Origin of the sequence: Cyanobium sp. Candia 9D4, assembly GCF_024346155.1 — a bacterium.
In the GTDB taxonomy this organism is placed as follows: Bacteria; Cyanobacteriota; Cyanobacteriia; order PCC-6307; family Cyanobiaceae; genus Cyanobium; species Cyanobium minutissimum.
On record NZ_JAGQCK010000003.1, the window covers coordinates 40,974 to 58,258 of the forward strand.

General features: G+C 68.2%; 22 protein-coding genes and 1 pseudogene. 10 read left to right on the top strand and 13 right to left on the bottom strand.

Features of this window, described 5'->3' with window-relative positions:
• Positions 1-2 precede the first annotated feature (2 nt).
• From KBZ08_RS08370 to KBZ08_RS08380, 4 genes and pseudogenes are all read right to left on the bottom strand, one after another.
• Complete coding sequence (locus tag KBZ08_RS08370) at positions 3-800, bottom strand: ABC transporter ATP-binding protein (RefSeq protein ID WP_254972389.1); 798 nt, start codon at positions 798-800, stop codon at positions 3-5.
• 10 nt (positions 801-810) lie between these two features.
• Entirely contained in the window at positions 811-1,746 is a 936-nt protein-coding gene (gene rimK / locus KBZ08_RS08375) for a 30S ribosomal protein S6--L-glutamate ligase (protein ID WP_396103655.1), read from the bottom strand.
• A gap of 90 nt (positions 1,747-1,836) precedes the next feature.
• A pseudogene (locus KBZ08_RS16615) lies at positions 1,837-2,238 on the bottom strand (ATP-dependent zinc protease); the annotation flags it as partial.
• A 96-nt stretch (positions 2,239-2,334) separates the two neighbouring features.
• Positions 2,335-3,318, bottom strand: coding sequence for a glycosyltransferase family 2 protein (locus tag KBZ08_RS08380; protein WP_254972391.1), 984 nt, complete (start codon positions 3,316-3,318; stop codon positions 2,335-2,337).
• Positions 3,319-3,389: 71 nt separating this feature from the next.
• Between KBZ08_RS08380 and KBZ08_RS08385 the strand changes: the two genes are divergently transcribed.
• Positions 3,390-3,779 (top strand): hypothetical protein, encoded by a 390-nt coding sequence (locus KBZ08_RS08385; protein ID WP_254972392.1) that lies wholly within the window; start codon positions 3,390-3,392, stop codon positions 3,777-3,779.
• Here the strand turns inward: KBZ08_RS08385 and KBZ08_RS08390 are convergent.
• Entirely contained in the window at positions 3,746-4,288 is a 543-nt protein-coding gene (locus KBZ08_RS08390; RefSeq protein WP_254972393.1) for a hypothetical protein, read from the bottom strand. The two genes, KBZ08_RS08385 and KBZ08_RS08390, sit on opposite strands and share 34 nt — an antisense overlap.
• A gap of 85 nt (positions 4,289-4,373) precedes the next feature.
• On the opposite strand from KBZ08_RS08390, the gene KBZ08_RS08395 reads away from it, so the two are divergent.
• Entirely contained in the window at positions 4,374-5,471 is a 1,098-nt protein-coding gene (locus KBZ08_RS08395) for a DUF389 domain-containing protein (protein WP_254972394.1), read from the top strand.
• A gap of 163 nt (positions 5,472-5,634) precedes the next feature.
• Positions 5,635-6,675, top strand: coding sequence for a phosphate ABC transporter substrate-binding protein PstS (gene pstS, locus KBZ08_RS08400; RefSeq protein ID WP_219904309.1), 1,041 nt, complete (start codon positions 5,635-5,637; stop codon positions 6,673-6,675).
• Between the two features lie 60 nt (positions 6,676-6,735).
• Here the strand turns inward: pstS and KBZ08_RS08405 are convergent, their stop codons facing one another.
• A complete protein-coding gene (locus tag KBZ08_RS08405; protein WP_254972395.1) occupies positions 6,736-6,906 on the bottom strand; it encodes a hypothetical protein in 171 nt (56 codons plus the stop codon).
• Positions 6,907-6,949: 43 nt separating this feature from the next.
• Between KBZ08_RS08405 and KBZ08_RS08410 the strand changes: the two genes are divergently transcribed.
• A complete protein-coding gene (locus KBZ08_RS08410; RefSeq protein WP_254972396.1) occupies positions 6,950-7,942 on the top strand; it encodes a DnaJ C-terminal domain-containing protein in 993 nt (330 codons plus the stop codon).
• Entirely contained in the window at positions 7,935-8,246 is a 312-nt protein-coding gene (locus KBZ08_RS08415) for a chaperone modulator CbpM (protein ID WP_216910599.1), read from the top strand. Before KBZ08_RS08410 ends, KBZ08_RS08415 begins: the two co-directional genes overlap by 8 nt.
• A gap of 4 nt (positions 8,247-8,250) precedes the next feature.
• Here the strand turns inward: KBZ08_RS08415 and KBZ08_RS08420 are convergent, their stop codons facing one another.
• The 3 genes from KBZ08_RS08420 to KBZ08_RS08430 all read right to left on the bottom strand — a co-directional run bounded on the left by KBZ08_RS08420 (position 8,251) and on the right by KBZ08_RS08430 (position 9,432).
• On the bottom strand, positions 8,251-8,760 hold the full coding sequence (locus KBZ08_RS08420; protein ID WP_254972397.1) for a DUF3368 domain-containing protein: 510 nt from the start codon (positions 8,758-8,760) through the stop codon (positions 8,251-8,253).
• Positions 8,724-9,086 carry a UPF0175 family protein gene (locus KBZ08_RS08425; protein WP_254972738.1) on the bottom strand — a complete coding sequence of 121 codons (363 nt, stop codon included), beginning with the start codon at positions 9,084-9,086 and terminating at the stop codon, positions 8,724-8,726. Before KBZ08_RS08425 ends, KBZ08_RS08420 begins: the two co-directional genes overlap by 37 nt.
• Positions 9,087-9,171: 85 nt before the next feature.
• Positions 9,172-9,432 (bottom strand): hypothetical protein, encoded by a 261-nt coding sequence (locus KBZ08_RS08430; protein ID WP_254972398.1) that lies wholly within the window; start codon positions 9,430-9,432, stop codon positions 9,172-9,174.
• Positions 9,433-9,603: 171 nt separating this feature from the next.
• Here KBZ08_RS08430 and KBZ08_RS08435 point away from each other — a divergent pair, with 171 nt between their 5' ends.
• Both KBZ08_RS08435 and KBZ08_RS08440 read left to right on the top strand, forming a co-directional pair.
• Entirely contained in the window at positions 9,604-9,843 is a 240-nt protein-coding gene (locus KBZ08_RS08435; RefSeq protein ID WP_254947782.1) for a DUF433 domain-containing protein, read from the top strand.
• Positions 9,844-10,164 (top strand): DUF5615 family PIN-like protein, encoded by a 321-nt coding sequence (locus KBZ08_RS08440; protein WP_254972399.1) that lies wholly within the window; start codon positions 9,844-9,846, stop codon positions 10,162-10,164.
• A gap of 41 nt (positions 10,165-10,205) precedes the next feature.
• On the opposite strand, the gene KBZ08_RS08445 is transcribed toward KBZ08_RS08440, so the two are convergent.
• A complete protein-coding gene (locus tag KBZ08_RS08445) occupies positions 10,206-10,706 on the bottom strand; it encodes a hypothetical protein (protein ID WP_254972400.1) in 501 nt (166 codons plus the stop codon).
• A 62-nt stretch (positions 10,707-10,768) separates the two neighbouring features.
• On the opposite strand from KBZ08_RS08445, the gene KBZ08_RS08450 reads away from it, so the two are divergent.
• Positions 10,769-11,428, top strand: a complete 660-nt coding sequence (locus tag KBZ08_RS08450) for an alpha/beta family hydrolase (RefSeq protein ID WP_254972401.1) — start codon at positions 10,769-10,771, stop codon at positions 11,426-11,428.
• Between the two features lie 114 nt (positions 11,429-11,542).
• Here KBZ08_RS08450 and KBZ08_RS08455 read toward each other — a convergent pair whose 3' ends face one another.
• From KBZ08_RS08455 to KBZ08_RS08465, 3 genes are all read right to left on the bottom strand, one after another.
• Positions 11,543-12,022, bottom strand: coding sequence for a hypothetical protein (locus KBZ08_RS08455; protein WP_106221823.1), 480 nt, complete (start codon positions 12,020-12,022; stop codon positions 11,543-11,545).
• Positions 12,022-12,531, bottom strand: coding sequence for a hypothetical protein (locus KBZ08_RS08460; RefSeq protein WP_254972402.1), 510 nt, complete (start codon positions 12,529-12,531; stop codon positions 12,022-12,024). The genes KBZ08_RS08455 and KBZ08_RS08460 overlap by 1 nt, the downstream gene beginning before the upstream one ends.
• A gap of 293 nt (positions 12,532-12,824) precedes the next feature.
• A complete protein-coding gene (locus KBZ08_RS08465) occupies positions 12,825-13,370 on the bottom strand; it encodes a DUF4236 domain-containing protein (RefSeq protein WP_254972403.1) in 546 nt (181 codons plus the stop codon).
• 224 nt (positions 13,371-13,594) lie between these two features.
• On the opposite strand from KBZ08_RS08465, the gene hsdR reads away from it, so the two are divergent.
• Together hsdR and KBZ08_RS08475 are read left to right on the top strand one after the other, a co-directional pair.
• Entirely contained in the window at positions 13,595-16,957 is a 3,363-nt protein-coding gene (gene hsdR / locus KBZ08_RS08470) for a type I restriction-modification system endonuclease (RefSeq protein ID WP_254972404.1), read from the top strand.
• 44 nt (positions 16,958-17,001) lie between these two features.
• Positions 17,002-17,262, top strand: a complete 261-nt coding sequence (locus KBZ08_RS08475) for an antitoxin (RefSeq protein WP_254972405.1) — start codon at positions 17,002-17,004, stop codon at positions 17,260-17,262.
• The last annotated feature ends 23 nt before the right edge of the window (positions 17,263-17,285 follow it).

The window sequence follows — 17,285 nt, forward strand, 5'->3', positions numbered from 1 at the left end:
GCTCAGTCCGCCGGCAGCACCTGGCGGTAACCGTTCGCCTCGCACACCCGCAGGGGGGTGGCGAACAGGGCGCTGAGGGGGGCGTCCTGCAGGAGAGCGTCGCTGGGGCCGTCGCCCACCACCCGGCCCTCCCGCAGCAGCACGCAGCGGCGGATCTCGGGAAGCACCGCCTCGATCTGGTGGGTCACCAGCAGCAGGGTGGTGCCGGCGCGGGCCAGGCCGCGCAGGATCGCCAGCAACTGGTGTTTCGCCTTCAGATCCAGACCATTGGTGGGTTCATCCAGCACCAGCACCTCGGGGCCGTGCACCAGGGCCCGGGCCAGCAGCAGGCGGCGCCGCTGGCCCTCGGAGAGCTGGCCGTAGGGGCGCCCGGCCAGATCGGCCAGCCCCAGCTGCTCCATCAGCTCGGCCACGCGCCGGCGCTGGGCACCGGTGGCCACCTGGCTGCGACCGATGCCCACGGAGCCGAAGAAACCGGAGAGCACCACATCGTCGGCGGGAACCCGGCCGACGTAGGCGGCGTGGAGGTCCTGGGACACCAGGCCGATGCGGCTGCGCAGCTGCCAGAGGTTCACCGTTTCGCTGCCGAAGATCCGCAGGCAGGAGCCGGGCTTCACCACGGGATAGAGCTCGCGGCTGAGCAGCTTCACCAGCGAGCTCTTGCCGGAGCCGTTGGGGCCCAGCACCGCCGTGGACTCGCCGCGGAAGAGGCGCAGGGAGAGATCCGCGAAGACGCGGCGGGGCCCCAGCCAGGCCTCGACGGCCTCCAGCTCCAGGTAGGCCGATGGGGGGGTGCTCATGGGACGGTGCTCATGCGGGGGCCAGGGGCTGGGCCTCTTTGACGCCCTCCGGCCCCGTGGAGCGGCCCCAGCCGAGCTTGCGTTCCAGCTGGCGGATCATCTTGCCGGCCAGATCCAGGCCGGTGGCGGTCTCGATCCCCTCGAGCCCCGGGCTGGAGTTCACCTCCAGCAGCAGGGGACCGCGGTGGGAGCGCAGGATGTCGACACCGGCCACATCCAGCCCCAGGGCCTTGCAGGCCTTGACGGCCATCTGTTTCTCGGGGGCATCGAGCTGCACGGTCCGGGCCGTTCCCCCCTGGTGCAGGTTGGCCCGGAACTCCCCCTCGGCGGCCGTGCGCTCGATGGCGGCCACCACCTTGCCGCCGACCACGAAGCAGCGCAGGTCCGTGCCGCCGGCCTCCTTGATGAACTCCTGGACCAGCAGGTTGGCGTCAAGGCTCTGGAGGGCATTGATGACGCTCTCGGCCGCCTTCTGGGTTTCGGCGAGCACCACGCCCTTGCCCTGGGCCCCCTCCAGCAGCTTCACGATCAGGGGGGCGCCGCCCACCATGCGGATCAGGTCGACGGTGTCGAGGGGGGAATCGGCGAACCCCGTCACGGGGGTGTTGAGTCCGGCGCGCACGAATTCCTGGGAGGCGAACAGCTTGTCGCGGGAGGCCGTGATCGCCTGGGCACTGTTGAGGGACGGCACCCCCATCGACTCGAACTGCCGCGTCACGGCGCAGCCGTAGAAGGTGACGCTGGGGCGGATGCGGGGGATGACCGCATCCACCGTGCCGAGCACGTCGCCGCCGCGGTAGTGGACCTCCGGGTTGCGGGGATCCAGGCGGATGTAGCACTGGCGAATGTTGAGGAACTGCATGTGGTGCCCCCGTTCCTCGCCGGCCTCGATCAAGCGGCGGTTGCTGTAGAGATCGGGGTTGCTGGCCAGCAGCACGATCCGCAGGCCGGCATCGCGCGGGCGGACGTGGGCATAGAGGGCCCGGCTCTCCTCGGCGCTGAGGCTGCGCAGGTGCTGGCTGCCCTCCGGATCCACCAGGATCCGGCCCACCATCGCCTGCCGGCCGAGCAGCATCCGGTAGCCCATGGCATCCCGGTTGGCGAGCGTCAGCTCCACTTCCCAGCTCTGCTCGCCGAGCACCAGCCGCTCCCGGATCACGTAGCGGCTCTCCGGAACGCCGCTGGTGTTGCGCACCTCACGCCGGGCCACCACGGGGGCCTCATGGCGCACCACCACGACCCGATCGCCCTGCAGGGGGTGCACCTCGAAGCTCACCCAGGGCTGGCCGTCCCGCTCGAAGGGAACGATGTTGATGGCGTGGAGGGCGGAGGTGGCCGCACCGGAATCGACCCGGGCCTTGATCGCCGGCAGCCCGGCGTCCGGGAAGCTGCACCACTCCTCGCTGCCCACGATGATCTTGCCGTCGACGCTGTCCATGGCTCCGGGGCGGGGGGCGTGGGACGGGCCCACGAAGACCCATGCTCGCCGGCCGTCCCGGGGTTGTCGACGGTCACCGGGGGCTGGCCGGATCGCTCAGCGTTCGCGGACGGGAGCGGGGGACAGCTGGCGGAGCACCTGATCCAGCTTCTCCCGCCTGTTGAGGGTGGTGCCGTAGTCGCCGAAGAGGATCGACAGCGCCGGCATCGTGCGGGATCCGGTGGCGCAGACATGGCGGTGCTGGAACACGAAGCGCAGCCAGTGCCGGCACACCGGGGCCGTGGCATCCAGCTGGTGCTTCTCCGCCATGTGGGCCACGCTCCTGCGGGCCCAGTCGCTGGACCAGCGCCGCTGGAAGTACGGCAGATCGGAGGGGAGCAGCTGGTCGGGCGATGGCGGGATGTAGCTGACCTGGCTGGCGGGCTCGAAGAACATCGACCCTCCACTGCTGGCAACGGCAATCGAGAAATCCGTCTCCTCGGCCATGCTCAGCAGGGCTTCGTCCAGGGGTCCGTGCCGGGTGAAGAATTCGGTACGCACCAGGACACAGTGGAATTCGTTGAGTCCGGTCGGACCGGCCACCAGGGGCTGGTTCACCTTGGCCAGCGGCAGATGGTTCCAGGGACGCCGTTCGGTCAGCCAGCGGCGCCCGTTGGGCATGGACTTCCAGACCAGCTGCCCGCCGGCGTGGTGGACGACGCTGAAGGCCTCATCTTCGAACGTCAGGGGGCAGACGGCCGTGCAGCCGTGGCGCTCGGCGCAGGCCACCAGAGCCTGCAGCCAGCCGGGCCTGACGATCACGTCGTTGTCGATGAAGACCAGATAGGGCGTCGTGACGTGGGGCAGGGCCAGGTTGCGGGCGGCATTGGGGGAGAGGTGCTGCTCGCTGCGGATCAGGCGGACGTTCCCCTCCGCCGCCCGCCGCTGCAACGCCGCGGCCAGGTCGGGGGGGGAGTTCCCGTCGATGACGATCAGCTCATACGGAGGGTCGGTGTTCCGTTCGATGGAATCCAGCGATCGCAGCGCATAGCTGAACCGTTCACGCGGAACGACCACCACCGTGACGTCGGCATGGCCCAAGGCCCGATCACCATCTGAATCCATTCCTACAGGAGATCCAGCAGGCTGGGGGTTCTGTACGAGCGATGGTCATGGCGGAGGCTCCCTACCTGGTGGCGCTGGCCCTGCTGGAGCAGGAGGGGATCCGGGCCCTGCCCCTGAACGGCAAGTCGCTGGCCGTGGCGGCGGCAGAGGCCCCGGATCCCGGCGACGACGGCCGCACCCTGGTGCTCGAACTGCTGCTGCGCCTCTGGCAGCGCAGCGAGGAGGGACCCCTGCGGCGCGCCGCCGGAGACAGCAGCCTGCTGCTGGTGGAGCTGCCGCTGGAGGCCCTGCAGGAGCAGCTGCCCCGGCTCAAGGCCCGCTGGGTCGGCGGCGGCAGCACCGCCGCGTTCCACACCGAGCTGGGAGCCCTGGCGATCCGGGGCTGGGGGGTGTCGATCGCCCGCTATGAGCCGGTGCGCTTCACCGCCTGGGCCTGAGGCGCGCCGGCCGGAGACGCCGGGGCCGGCGGGACGGCCGGTGGGGGAGCGGCTGAACCGCAGAGCTCGTACACGAGGCGAAAGTAATCGGACGGGTCCCGGCGGGCCATCACCCGGGCCTCGGCCTCCCGCTGCCAGCGCTCCCCTGCGTAGAGCCTGGCCAGATCGCGCTGGTCGCGCCGACTCAGGCCCCGGCGCAGGTCGTCCTCGCCCAGGAACGGGGCGCCCCGCAGACAGCGGGACTGGACCCCGTGCCACCCCTCATGCAGCAGGGTGTCGGCGAGGTTGCCGCGGGGGCAGACCACGATGCGGCGGCTCTCGCGCAGGTAGAGCCCGTACAGGCCCCGCTCGGCGCAGCGGGGATGGCTGCCGAGCACACGGAAGCCGCGCTGCTCGAAGGCCTCGACCAGCCGCTGGTAGGGCCAGCTGTCGGCCCGGGCCGCCGAGGGCACAAGCAGCGCCAGGGCCAGCGGCCAGAGGGTGGCCGGTCCCGGCCTCCGCCGTGTCATCGAAAGGGGAACGGGATGGCGTGGCTCTGGAACGTATCTCGGCGGGCCATCAGGATGGGGTCCGGTGCGACAGTCCGCCACGGCCATGACCTCCCCCCCCGCCCCTGCGGCCGACGAGCGTCTGGCCGCCCTGCAGCAGGAGTTCGAACACGACGCCAGCTTCAGCCAGGTGTTCGTGGTGCTCACCGTGGGCGCCACCCTGATCGCCAGCCTGGGCCTGCTGGCCAACAGCCCCGGGGTGGTAATCGGCGCCATGGTGGTGGCCCCGTGGATCATGCCGCTGCAGGCGATGGCCTTCGAGATCCTGCGGGGGCGCCTGCCGATGTTCCTGCGGGCCCTGCGCACCCTGCTGCTCGGGGTGGTGATGTGCGTGCTGCTGGCGATGGCGGTGGGCCATCTGGTGGCGTTTCCGAGCTTCGGCAGCGAGGTGATGAACCGCACCAGCCCCAACCTGCTGGATCTGGGGGTGGCCCTGGTGGCCGGGGCGGTGGCGATGTACGCCAAGCTGCGCAAGGACGCCATCTCGGCCCTGGCCGGCCTGGCCATCGCCGTGGCCCTGGTGCCCCCCATGTGCGTGGTGGGGATCCTGCTGTCCTCCGCCGACTGGGCGCAGGCCTACGGGGCGCTGCTGCTGTTCGCCACCAACCTGCTCGGGATCATGGTGGGGGCGATGGCGTCCCTCGGAACCCTTGAGAAGGTGTACCGGCGCCGGCTGTTCCACAGCCGCCTGGGCCTCACCAGCGTCGCCCTCACCGCCCTGCTGGTGATCCCCCTGGGCAGCAGCTTCTTCCGGCTGGTGAACCAGACCCGGCAGGAGAACAAGGCCCAGCAGCTGGAGGCCGCCATCGAGCAGCGTCTGCGCAGCAGCACCATCACTCTCGGCGGCGATCCTGCCATCGACATGGTGGGCCTGAACATCGACTGGCAGCGGAACCCTCCGCTGATCCGGGCCCGGGTGCGGGTGACCGATCCGGAGCTGCCCACGCCCAAACAGGTGGCCGCCGTGCAGGAGTTCATCAACCGCACCCAGGCCCCCCTGCGCTTCCGGCTGGTGATGCAGCGCACCGCCGTGGATCTGATCGGCCCCGACACCGCGCCCAACCCACCCGGGCTGGAGGTGCTGCCGCCGCCCCCGCCCCTGCCGCCCCTGCCGCAAGAGGAGGAGGAGCAGGCGACCGACTAGGGATACCCCCGGGCAGCGGAGGTCAGCCTGACGGCCCCGTCGACGCCTGCCGGAAGACGACCGAGCCCCGCCTGGGTGGCGACCATAATGTTTCCATAAAGACATTCCTGAGCGCGTCGCTTAGGAGTGGAGGCTGTCAGGAGGCCTTTCCATGCATCGCCGAATGGTTTCGATCTCCCTGCGCAGCCGGTCTGTGCGCCTTGCCGCACCGGCCTCCATCGCCCTGATTGGCCTGGTGGCCACAGCCTGCGGTGGCGGGGGGGGAGGCGGCAGCAAATCGCTGCCCTCCATCAGTGGGGCGGGAGCCACCTTCCCGGCCGCGGCCTACCAACGCTGGGGCGGCGATTTTGCCTCGGAAACCGGAAACAAGATGAATTATCAGTCGGTGGGTTCCGGCGCCGGTGTGCGCCAGTTCCTGGCCGGGTCTGTTGATTTCGGCGCCACGGATGAGCAGCTCTCCGAGGAGGATTTCAAGAAAGGTGCCGCTGGTGAGCGTGGCGCCGTTCAGATCCCCATGCTCGGCGGCACGGTGACCCCGGCCTACAACAATCCTGACTGTCCCGATCTGAAGCTCACGCAGGCCCAGCTCGCCGACATCTTCCTCGGCAAGATCACCAACTGGAAGCAGCTTGGCTGTCCTGACAGGCCCCTCACGGTGGCCCACCGCTCTGACGGGTCCGGCACCACCTACGTGTTCACCAACTCCCTGTCCTGTTTTTCCAAGGAGTGGGAAGAGAAAGTCGGCAAGGGCAAAGCCGTGCAGTGGCCTGTTGGCGTGGGCGGCAAGGGCAATGAAGGGGTGGCCGGTGTGATCAGCAACACCCCAGGGTCCCTCGGCTACCTGAACCAGGCCTACGTGCAAGGCTTGATCAAACCCGCCAAGCTCCAGAACAAGGCCGGCAACTTTGTGCTCGCCACTGGGGAAAGTGGTGCTGCCGCCCTGAACGGAATCAAGCTTGATGAGCGTCTGGGTGGGGAAGAATGCAATCCCGCCGGTGCCGACAGCTTCCCGATCGCCGCCTTCACCTGGATCCTCGCCTACCAGAGCGGACAGGGGAAAGAAAAGGCGGAGGCCGTGCGCACGTTCCTGACCTGGGCCCTCCAGGAGGGACCCCAGGCCACAGCCGCCGAACTGGGCTATGTGCCGATCAAAGGCGAGGTGCTGGAGCGGGCCAAGGCCGAGATCGCAAAGATCAAGGAATGATCCCCAGCCCCATACCGCAAGGGTGCTGAAGATCAGAAAGGGGGCTGGGCCCCCTTTTTTTCACCCTCGCCAGGGGAACACCGGACGCGGCGGGGCGTGGTTCGTCGCCTCAGGAACCGGCCGCCAGCCGCTTCCAGGCGGCGGGGCACCCGCATCGCCCCCGGATCGCTTGGCGTGGCCCACCGAGGCATGGAGAAAGGCCACCGCCGCCAGGGCGATCAGCAGGGGCATAGGAGGATGGCCCCGATCCCGGGCACCGGGCAGGGACGCTGCGATGAAGTTCAAGGACTACTACGCCAGCCTGGGGGTGGAGCGCGAGGCCAGCGCCGAGGAGATCAAGAAGGCCTACCGAAAACTGGCGCGCCAGTACCACCCCGATGTGGCCAAGGAGGAGGGCGCCGAAGAACGGTTCAAGGAGATCAGCGAGGCCTATCAGACGCTTTCAGATCCGGAGAAACGCCAGGCCTACGACAACCTCGGCCGCCACCGTCCCGGGGAGGACTTCAACCCCTCGCCGGAGTGGGAAACCCGCTTTTCACGCGGCGGCGGCAGCCAGCAGGAGGTGGACCTGGCCGACCTTTTCGAGCGGATGGGCTTCGGTGGTGGCGGCTTCAGTGGTTTCGGCGGTGGCTTCGGTGGCGGCACCGGCGGACCCCGGCGGCCGGGGGCGGACTTCCCGATCCGCGGCCAGGACGTGGAGGTGGCCACCGAGCTGAGCCTGGAGCAGGCCGCCCGGGGGACGGAGGTGTCGTTCTCGCTCAGCGTTCCGGTGCTGGGGGCCGATGGTCGGGTGGAGAAGCAGAGCCGCAGCGGCCGGATCCGGGTGCCCCGGGGCGTGGTGGAGGGGGAGCGGCTGCGGGTGCCGGGCAAGGGGGGCGACGGCATCGCCGGCGGTGCCCCCGGCGATCTCTATCTGGAGGTGCGGCTGGCACCCCATCCCCGCTTCAAGGCCGTGGGCCACGACCTCTACCTGGAGCTGCCGATCGCCCCCTGGGAGGCGGCCCTGGGGGCCGGAATCAACGTGCCCAGCCTGGAGGGCCCGGTGGCGGTGAGCCTCAAGCCGGGGATGCGCAGCGGCCAGAAGTTGCGGCTGGCCGGCAAGGGTCTGCCCCACCGGCGCGACGGGGCGGGCGATCTCTACGGTGTGATTCAGATCGTGCTGCCCGAAAAGATCGGCGAACGGGAGCAGGCGCTGTACCGCGAACTCGCCGAAGCCTCCGCCTTCCACCCCCGCCACCACCTCGAAGGACCCTCCACCGATGGCTGACGATCTGTTGATTCCCGACGACGACGAGGGGTGCACCGTGGCCCTCGAGGAATTGCTGGCCGCCTCGGGCCTGGGCCACGAGGAGGTGATCGAACTGGTGCAGTTCGGGGTGTTCCGCTGCGCCCAGCACGCGCCGGTGTGGACCTTCCACGTCCGCACAGTGCGCCTGGCCCGCCGCGCCGCCCGCCTGCGCGACGACTTCGGCCTCAACGTCTCCGGGATGGCCCTGGCCCTCACCTACCTGGAGCGGATCGAGGCCCTCGAAGGGCGGCTACGGGAGCTGGAATCGCAGTTGCCGCGGTGAGGGTTCAGCTGGCGGAGTCGTCGTCGATCTCGCCACAGCGCTTCAGCACCGTCGTGATCACGGCCGGAGCGATGCGGAAATCACTGTTGTGCAGCGCATCAAACACCGCCCGGGCCGATGGAATCAGGCCCCGCAGACGGGCCATGCAAATCACTGCAGCGGTGCCGGCAACCTTCAGGCCAAGCTCGTGGGCAACGGCCCTGCCGGCCCGTTCATCGATCAACAGCAGCACCGGTCCGGGTCTGGAGAGGGCCAGGCGGATGCTGGCCGCTTCGCCTTCGACGAGGTCGGGCAACGCCGGACCCTGCTGGGGGTCCGGCGTGATCGTCAGCCAACCGGCCTCAACCGCGGCGGTGATCCTGGCTTCCTGATCGGTGAACCTGCCGGTGAGCACCTCATCGGCCACGGTGGCGGGGAGGATCACGGTTCCGAACAGCTCGCGCAACCAGTCGATCCCGTTGACCTGGGCCAGGCCGATCAGGGGGCTGGCGTCGCTGATGACGATTGCTGCCACTGCTCCAGGGTGTCGAGATCTGCGCGGGTTTCGGCTTCCGTCAGACGGATCGCCGCGATGCCGAGGCGCGAGAGATGGGCGATGAAGGTGGCGGTGTCCATGTCGGCCACGCGGGCGGCCCTGGCCAGAGAGAGCTCGCCTTCGCGAAAGAGGGCCGTGGCCAGGGCTGGCCTGACTCCCGGCGCCTGCAGGAGACCTTGCTGGTCGAGGCCCATCAGCAGTGCGTCGGGATGGTCGCGGTTCAGCACCACGACGATGTCCGTCTTGGCCTGGCGCAGGGCCTCAGACGGATTGTTCTTGAGGCCGCTGACGCTCACGGCACGCATGGCCATCGCCGCAGGGAAGAACGGATAGGACGATCCTATGGCCTCTTACCAGGGGCTTGAGTCAGGGGCCGATTGTTGTGCCCAGCTACAACCCCACCTTGCGGCGCCCCCAGGCCATGCCGGCCGCATAGCCGATCGCCGGCAGCAGCAGCCCGAGGTTCAGGGGGATCTGCACCAGCAGAACGATCCCCACCAGCCAGGGGACCAGCAGAAGGCACCCGAAGGCCAGCTGGCTGAAGCGGGAGCGGCGCGCCAGGCGGCCCGAGCCCTGCACCAGCCGGGGGACGCCCTTGCCCAGGCCGTAGCCCAGCAGCCCGGTCAGAACGGTGAGCAGGATCGCGCCCATGGTTGGAAGGCAGGCCCGTGGATTCTGGTGCCTGGGGGGAAAGACTGGACGGCATGACCCTCTGGATCTGACCCTGCGGGATTGGCTGGAGCTGCCGTGAAGAGACAGCCGCGCCACGACCACCCACGGGCGAGCTGTTTACCCTGAAGACGTCGGCTGCCGGCTGGACCCATGGCCACTGGATCGGATCTGGACTGGGCGGATTGTTCAGCCGTGGAACACGATCCACTGCGCGTCAGTGGTGCCTGGGTGTTTCGCGGCTCTCGGATTCCGGTGGCGGCCCTGTTCGAAAATCTGGAAGACGGCGTTTCCCTAGAGGAGTTTGTCGAGCTCTTTCCTGGCGTCAGCGTCGCGCAGGCCCGGCTGGTTCTGGAGCATGTCGCCCGAAGCACCGCGGCGACGGCGGTCTGAATGCGGATCCTGTTCGATCAGGGGACACCGGTTCCCCTGCGCAGGTATCTGGAAGGCCACGTCGTGGCCACGGCCTACGAGCTGGGCTGGTCCACCGTCACCAATGGCGAACTGATCCGGCTGGCGGAGCAGGAGGGTTACGCGCTGCTCATCACGACCGATACCAACCTTCGTTATCAGCAGAACCTCCAGGATCGCAGCATCGCGATCCTTGTCCTGACGAGCACCAGCTGGCCAAGGATTCGCCGGGCCACGGAAGCCATCCGGGCTGCTGTTGCGACCACCATGAGCGGCGATTACAGGGAACTGTTGATTCCCTGAAGCCACCAATCGCCCCTGCCCCGCCGCCAGCAGGTTCGCCCCTATTCGCAGACAGGCACGTAGGGCACCGCAATCGTGGCGATCGCGCTCTTTTCGGCAAACGCACCGAGCACCTGCTGGCCGCCCCGATTCACCGTGACGAATCGCCCGGCGAACGTCTCGTCGTAGACCGAGGTGGCGGACAGGCCGGCGGCGCGGGCGCGCTTGAGCAGATCGTTCACGGTGCCACCGGGAATGGCGACGCCGAACGTCGTCCTCACACCGGCCGAGAAGGCGAAGACCCGCAACGTGCCCCGATCGAACTGGGCCGTGCCGACGATTCCCGCCGGCGCCTTGGGCCCTTTGAGCTTGTAGACGACAGGCAGCGGCGGCCCGCCGAGCTCACAACCGGGGCCCGGATCGGAGAGCCAGCCGGTGGCGACGGCTTCGGCTCGGCCCATGCCGAGACGCAACGGGCCGATCCCGTCGAGGCGGAGCACCGGGCTAGATCCGCGTCCATCGGCCCATGCCGATCCGGCCGCAAGCAGCAGGATGGCCCCCATGGCCCCAGGCCGTGCAGCGCGACGCAGCGTGTGGCCGATCCGGCGTGTCATGGTCTGACTGTATGGGCACCAGTTCCGACCCCCGCCTGATCGACGGCCCCGACGACGCGCCGGCCACCGTGCTGCTGGCCCATGGGGCCGGGGCACCGATGGACAGCCCGTTCATGGCGGCGATCGCCGGCGGACTGGCCGGGGCGGGCTGGCGGGTGGTGCGCTTCGAGTTCGGCTACATGGCCCGGATGCGCGAGACGGGCTGCCGTCAGGGGCCCGAGCGGATGCCGGTGCTGCAGGAGGCGTTCCGCCAACAGGTGCGGCTGGAGACGGGCGAGAGCCCGCAGCGGCCGCTGTTCATCGGCGGCAAGTCGATGGGCGGGCGGGTGGCCAGCCTGCTGGTGGATGACCTGGCCGCCAGCGACGGGGTGCGGGGCTGCCTGTGCCTGGGCTATCCCTTCCATCCGCCCGGCAAGCCGCTGCAGCTGCGCACCGAGCACCTGGCCGCCCTGCACACGCCCACCCTGATCCTGCAGGGGGAGCGGGACACGTTCGGCCGCCGCGAGGAGGTGGAGACCTACAGCCTCTCGCCGGCGGTGCAGCTGGGCTGGATCCCCAGTGGGGACCACAGCTTCAAGCCCACCCGGAGTTCGGGCCTCAGCGAGGCGGAGAACTGGGCGACGGCGGTGGCTTGGAGTGATGGGTTTCTGAGGGGGGTGCTGAAGGGGTGAGCCTTCCGGCCAGGGAGAACGTCCTCGCGTCTCAGTTTGTCCGGCAGATCCTGAGCTGCCGGATCGCTTGCCTTGGTCGTCGTGGTTGAGAACGGGGCTCAGGCTGCGCTGTCATCAGGGCTTGCCTGACAGCAGCGTTTCGATCAAACCAATCAGGCGTTCTTCCAGCTGATCGATACGCCGCAACAGCCGGGCTTCCGTTTGGGCCAGAGCTTCCTCGCTGACGCCGCCACGACCAGCTCCCGCTACCGACAGCGAGCGTGCAGGGGCGGGCCAGGCGCCATTCGCAAACACGGAGCTCAGATGGTCCCAGGTTTTCTTCTTGGTGGGAGCTGGTCCCAGGGCGGCCTCCAGATGGGCATGGGCCGCTGCGGCCGTGCGGAAGCGGGCCTTGAGCGCTGCTGGATGGCATTGGTCCTTCGGCAGCAAGGGCTGGGGGGACTCACTCAAGGCCCCGATGGCCTCTGCCGGTGCCATCTCCTCCACCAGCTGGCGGATCGCGGCGTTCTGTTGGCCCACGGTGCGGAACAGATCGGCATCGCCCTTGGCCATGCGCGCCATCAGCTCGCCGAAGCGATCGCTCAGTTCCCCCATCAGCCCTCTCTTCCTCCGCGCAGCAGGCGGCGCATGCGCTCGATCAGCCGTGTGATGCTGAAGATGCTCCAGTAGCCGGCCTCATCTTTGGCGGCATCTAGCTCTTGCAACAGGCCGTCGAGGGCCTGTTGTTTGTCCTCAAAGGCCTCCAGCTCCCGGTGCATGTCCTGGGCGATGCGGAGGGCCTCCGCCTTTTCCTGGCCCAGGGCCATCAACCGGCCCTCATAGCTGCGAAGGGTCTCCAGAAAACGCTCGCGAGCCACCGTGAGCTCCCTTGAGCGGCGTTGCAACTGGGCCCTCGAGCGGGTGAGGGAGGCGTGGCTGTTGCGCATCGCCTGGTAGTGGTGCTCGATCTGCTCCCGGCTGAGAGCGCTGAGATCGGCGGGGAAATCCTGGGTGGAGCGGATGCCTTTGCACGCCAGTGCGGCCTGAGCGACACCAGGCGCCACCGGTATCGATTCACTTTCCGGCATCAGGAGCCTCAGCTCCCCTTGCTCGCTGTTGGTCATCGGATCAGAGACGCGACCTCCAGCACAGCACCGGAGATAGATAGTTGGGGAGCACAGGCCTTGGGCCGGTCATGAATCGATTCACAGGTCTCCGAGCGCGATGCCGGAATGGACCCGGCGGCCGGCCAGCTCAGCGGCCAGCCGGCGACGGCGGAAGTCCGTGGTCAAGATGATTGGCGTTTATGCCAGGGCCATACTTTCAGCCGAGACATTCATCCCTGTCAGAGCCCCCGGCTGTCGGACCCACGCGCACCTGACCAACGACTGCCCTCCTGGAGGAGCCGCCTGGCGGCCTAGTCCCTGAGCCAGCCCCGGGCGTTCACCAGCCGCAGCGCTTCCTGCACCGCCTCCACACAACGATGGGCCCGGCGCTTCGCGTCGTCCTGGCTTTGCGCACGCATCACGTAGGCCTGCATCGCCTCCGGCGTTTCGATCACGGCCAACAGACCCTGGGTGCGGCCGCCGATGGTGGGATCGGCCAGCAGCCGGGTGATGAGGTTGTGGTCCCAGAGCCGCTGCCCATGGGAACCGGGGGCGAACAGCTGCTCCTGCAGCACCCCCAGGCACCCCTGCCGGAAGGCATCAAGCTGGCCGGGCCGGAAACGGCGGCTGTTGGGCAGGCCCTCCGGCGACGCCGAGGGCACCCCGACGCCGTGCTCCACGCTCCAGCCAAGCCCGGTGCCGGGCAAACCCACGGTGGTGCGTGGGCCACCGGCGCGGGCGACCGGGACGTTGAAAGACGCCCCGCGGCCCCCCAGGGAGATGGAGCTGAGGCCGCTCTTGCCGAAATTGAGCCGCAGGGGGCCAAGGCGGGCGCTGCGGCGGAAGCGGAAGGGCATGGGAGTGGATCAGACCAGAGGGGAAGGAGTAGGGAGATCGTGGCGGCTTTCGATTGACTGTGCTGAGGTGATTCCGCTGTGAAGGCACCCCCACCGCAACCACGGCTCGTTCAAACTGTTCCAAACAGAAAGCCAGGGCCGGTGCATGCCGGCGGCTGCCTTGTCCTTCGCATGAACGGATCTCGATTTCAGGCCATGCTGAAGGCGTATCCCCAGTGGCTGGAGTGGTTGTGAGCACGAACTTCGCTCACCTGCGCGGCTACGACGAGCAACTGTTCCGGCTCGGGGTGCTGGCGGAGCGGTACTTCCCCGAGGACCCGAATACGGCGTTGATCAAGCTGCGGCAGCTGGGGGAGCGGCTGGCCCAGCAGGTGGCCTCGCGTTTTGGGGTGTTCACCAGCATCGAGGAATCGCAGCTGGCCCTGCTCCGGCGCCTGGAGCTGGAAGGCCTGATCGAGCGGGAGGTTGCAGGGCTCTTCCACGACCTTCGCAGGAACGGCAACGCCGCCACCCATGGGCTGCAGGGTGACCACACCAGCGCCCTGAGCACCCTCAAGATCGCCTGGCAGCTGGGGGTGTGGTTCCACCGCAGCTTCGGCGATCAGGAGTTCCGCAGTGGCCCCTTTCGGCCTCCCCAGCCCCCGGTGGATGAAGGGGAAGACCTGAAGCAGGAACTCGTGCGGCTGCAGGCCGCCCTCGATGCCTATCGGGCCAGTGAGGGAGCGATGGCTGAGCAGCTCAGTACCGCTGAGGCCCAGCTGGAGCAGGCCCTTGGCGAGCAGCAGCAATGGGAGCAACTCGCCGAGCAGGTGGAGGCGGATAAGGCTGCTCTGGCGGCCCAGCTCCAGACCCTGCAGAGCACGGCCGCTCAGCAATCCGCGGCGGTGGCCTCTGGCTTACGGCAGGCGGCCCGCACGGCGGCTGGCGCGATCGAGCTGGATGAGGCCGCCACCCGCCAACTGATCGACGCGCAGCTGCGCCAGGCCGGCTGGGAGGCCGACAGCCAAGAGCTCCGCTACAGCAAAGGCGCCCGCCCGCAGAAGAACCGCAGCCTGGCCATCGCCGAGTGGCCCACCAGCAGCGGCCCGGCTGATTACGTGCTGTTCGTGGGTCTCACTCCCCTCGCGGCCGTGGAGGCCAAACGGGCCCACAAGGATGTGGCCGGGGTGCTGCCCCAGGCCCAGCGCTACTGCCGCGATTTCCAGCCCAGCCAGGAATCGGAGTTGAGTAGCGGCGGCTGGGGACCTGACGGCAACTACAGAATTCCCTTCGCCTTCTCGAGCAACGGCCGGCCCTACCTGCGCCAGCTGCGGACCCGAAGCGGCATCTGGTTCCGGGATCTCCGCCGGGCCGAGAATCTCGCCGGCCCACTGGATGGCTGGTATTCACCGGAAGGGCTCCAGGCGCTGGCGCGGCAGAACGTGGCCCAGTCCCACGAGCAACTGCGGCGTGAGGGGTTCAGCTACGGCTTTCCGCTGCGCCCCTACCAGCGGCGGGCGATCGAGGCCACCGAAGCGGCGATCGGCGAGGGGCAGCGGGAGATTCTGCTGGCCATGGCCACCGGTACCGGCAAGACCAAAACCTGCGTAGCCCTGATCTATCGCCTGCTCAAGACAGGACGTTTCCGCCGGGTGCTGTTTCTGGTGGACCGCTCGGAACTGGGCACCCAGGCCGCCGATGCCTTCAAGGAAACGCGGATGGAGAGCCTGCAAAGCTTCGCCGACATCTACGGCATCAAGGAGCTGGGGGAGCGGGAGACCGAATCCGACACCCGGGTGCAGATCGCCACGGTGCAGGCCATGGTGCAGCGCCTGCTGCTCGGAGCAGAGGAAGACAAACCCACGGTCGACACCTACGACCTGATCGTGGTGGATGAATGCCACCGGGGTTATCTACTGGATCGGGAACTGAGCGATCGGGAGCTGGGGTTCCGGGATTTCAACGACTACGTGTCGAAGTACCGGCGGGTGCTGGAGACGTTTGATGCCGTGAAGATCGGCCTCACGGCCACCCCGGCGTTGCACACCGTAGAGATCTTCGGCCAGCCGGTGTTCGTGTACAGCTACCGCGAGGCAGTGGTGGATGGTTATCTGGTGGACCATGAACCACCCGTGCTGATCTCCACCGAACTCTCCAGCGAAGGCATCCGCTGGGGGGCCGGAGAGGAGGTGAAAACCTACGATCCACGCTCGGCCCAGATCGAGCTGTTCACCACCCCCGATGAGCTGCGCTTCGAGGTGGAGTCCTTCAACCGGCAGGTGATCACTGAGCCCTTCAACAGGGTGGTGTGTGAGGTACTGGCGAATGAGCTGGATCCCCTGTCGCCACAGAAAACGCTGATCTTCTGTGCCACCGATGCCCATGCCGATCTGGTGGTGCTGCTGCTGAAGGAAGCCTTCCGGGAGCGCTACGACGGTGTGGAGGATGACGCCGTGGTCAAGGTCACCGGGGCCAGCGACAAACCCAGGGAACTGATTCGCCGATACAAGAATGAGGCCTTTCCCAATGTGGCCGTCACGGTGGATCTGCTCAGCACCGGTGTGGACGTGCCGGCGATCTGCAACATCGTGTTTCTGCGGCGCATGAACAGCCGCATCCTCTACGACCAGATGATCGGCCGTGCCACACGCCTGTGTGAGGCCATCGGCAAGGACAGCTTCCGCATCTTCGATGCGGTGGGCATCTACGACGCCCTGCAGGCGTTCACCCAGATGCAGCCGGTGGTGGTGAACCCCAAGGTGAGCTTCAGCCAGCTGATCAACGAACTGGACACCACCGAGGGGGAAGACAGCGAACTGGTGCGGCAGCAGCTGATTGCCAAACTGCGCCGCAAGCAGCGGCACCTCAGCGAAGGCGCCCAGGCCGAGTTCCGGCGGCTCACTGGTGAAGAACCCGCTGATTTCATCACGCGGCTGCAACAGCTGCCGCTGGCGGAAGCCCGCCGCTGGCTGGGCACGATCTCAGGTCTGGGGGACCTGCTGGATGCGAAGTGGGAAGGTCCAGGCCAGCCCCAGTTCCTCTCGGAGCATGAGGACGCGCTGCGCTCGATCGAGCGGGGCTATGGGGCCGCCACCCGTCCGGAGGACTATCTGGAGGGGTTCACGGCCTTCGTGCGCGATCCCGGCAACGACCTGCCGGCCCTCACCACGGTGCTGCAGCGTCCCTGGGAACTCACCCGGGCGGATCTGCGGGAGCTGAGGCTGGCCCTCAACCAGCGGGGCTACAACGAGGCCAGCCTGGCCACGGCCTGGCGCGAATCCACCAACCAGGACATGGCCGCGTCGATCATGGGCTACATCCGCCAGGCGGCCCTGGGGGATCCGCTGGTGCCCTACGAGCAGCGGGTGGAGAAGGCCCTGCAGCGGATCCTGGCCTCCCGCAGCTGGACCTCCCCCCAACGCCAGTGGCTGCAACGGATCGCCAACCAGACCAAGGCGATCACGATCGTGGACCGCGAAGCACTCGATGACGACGCCCTGCTGTTCCGGCGGGAAGGCGGCGGCTGGCCGCGGTTGAACAAGCTGTTCGGAGGGGAGCTGGAGGAGGTGCTGCACCGATTCCAGGAAGCCGTATGGGAGGCGGCATGAGGCCAGAGGCTCGGTCTAGACTTGGTATCCATCACGCAAGGTCGATGCGCGCCAAGCTGTTCCGCAACGGGCGCAGCCAGGCCGTGCGCCTGCCGGCTGAGTTCCGCTTCGAGGGAACGGAGGTGGAGGTGCATCGCGATCCCGAGAGCGGCGCGGTGGTGCTCACACCGGTGCGGCCATCAGCCAGTGCCTTGCTGGAGCAAAGGGATGCGCTGCTGCAGGAGTCTGGCATCCGGGACGAGCTGGATGCCTTTTTCGAGGGGTTGCACGACAGCCGCCCTGCCGAACCGGTGGACTTCCCCTGATGGCAGCGGCAAAGGGGAGGCTG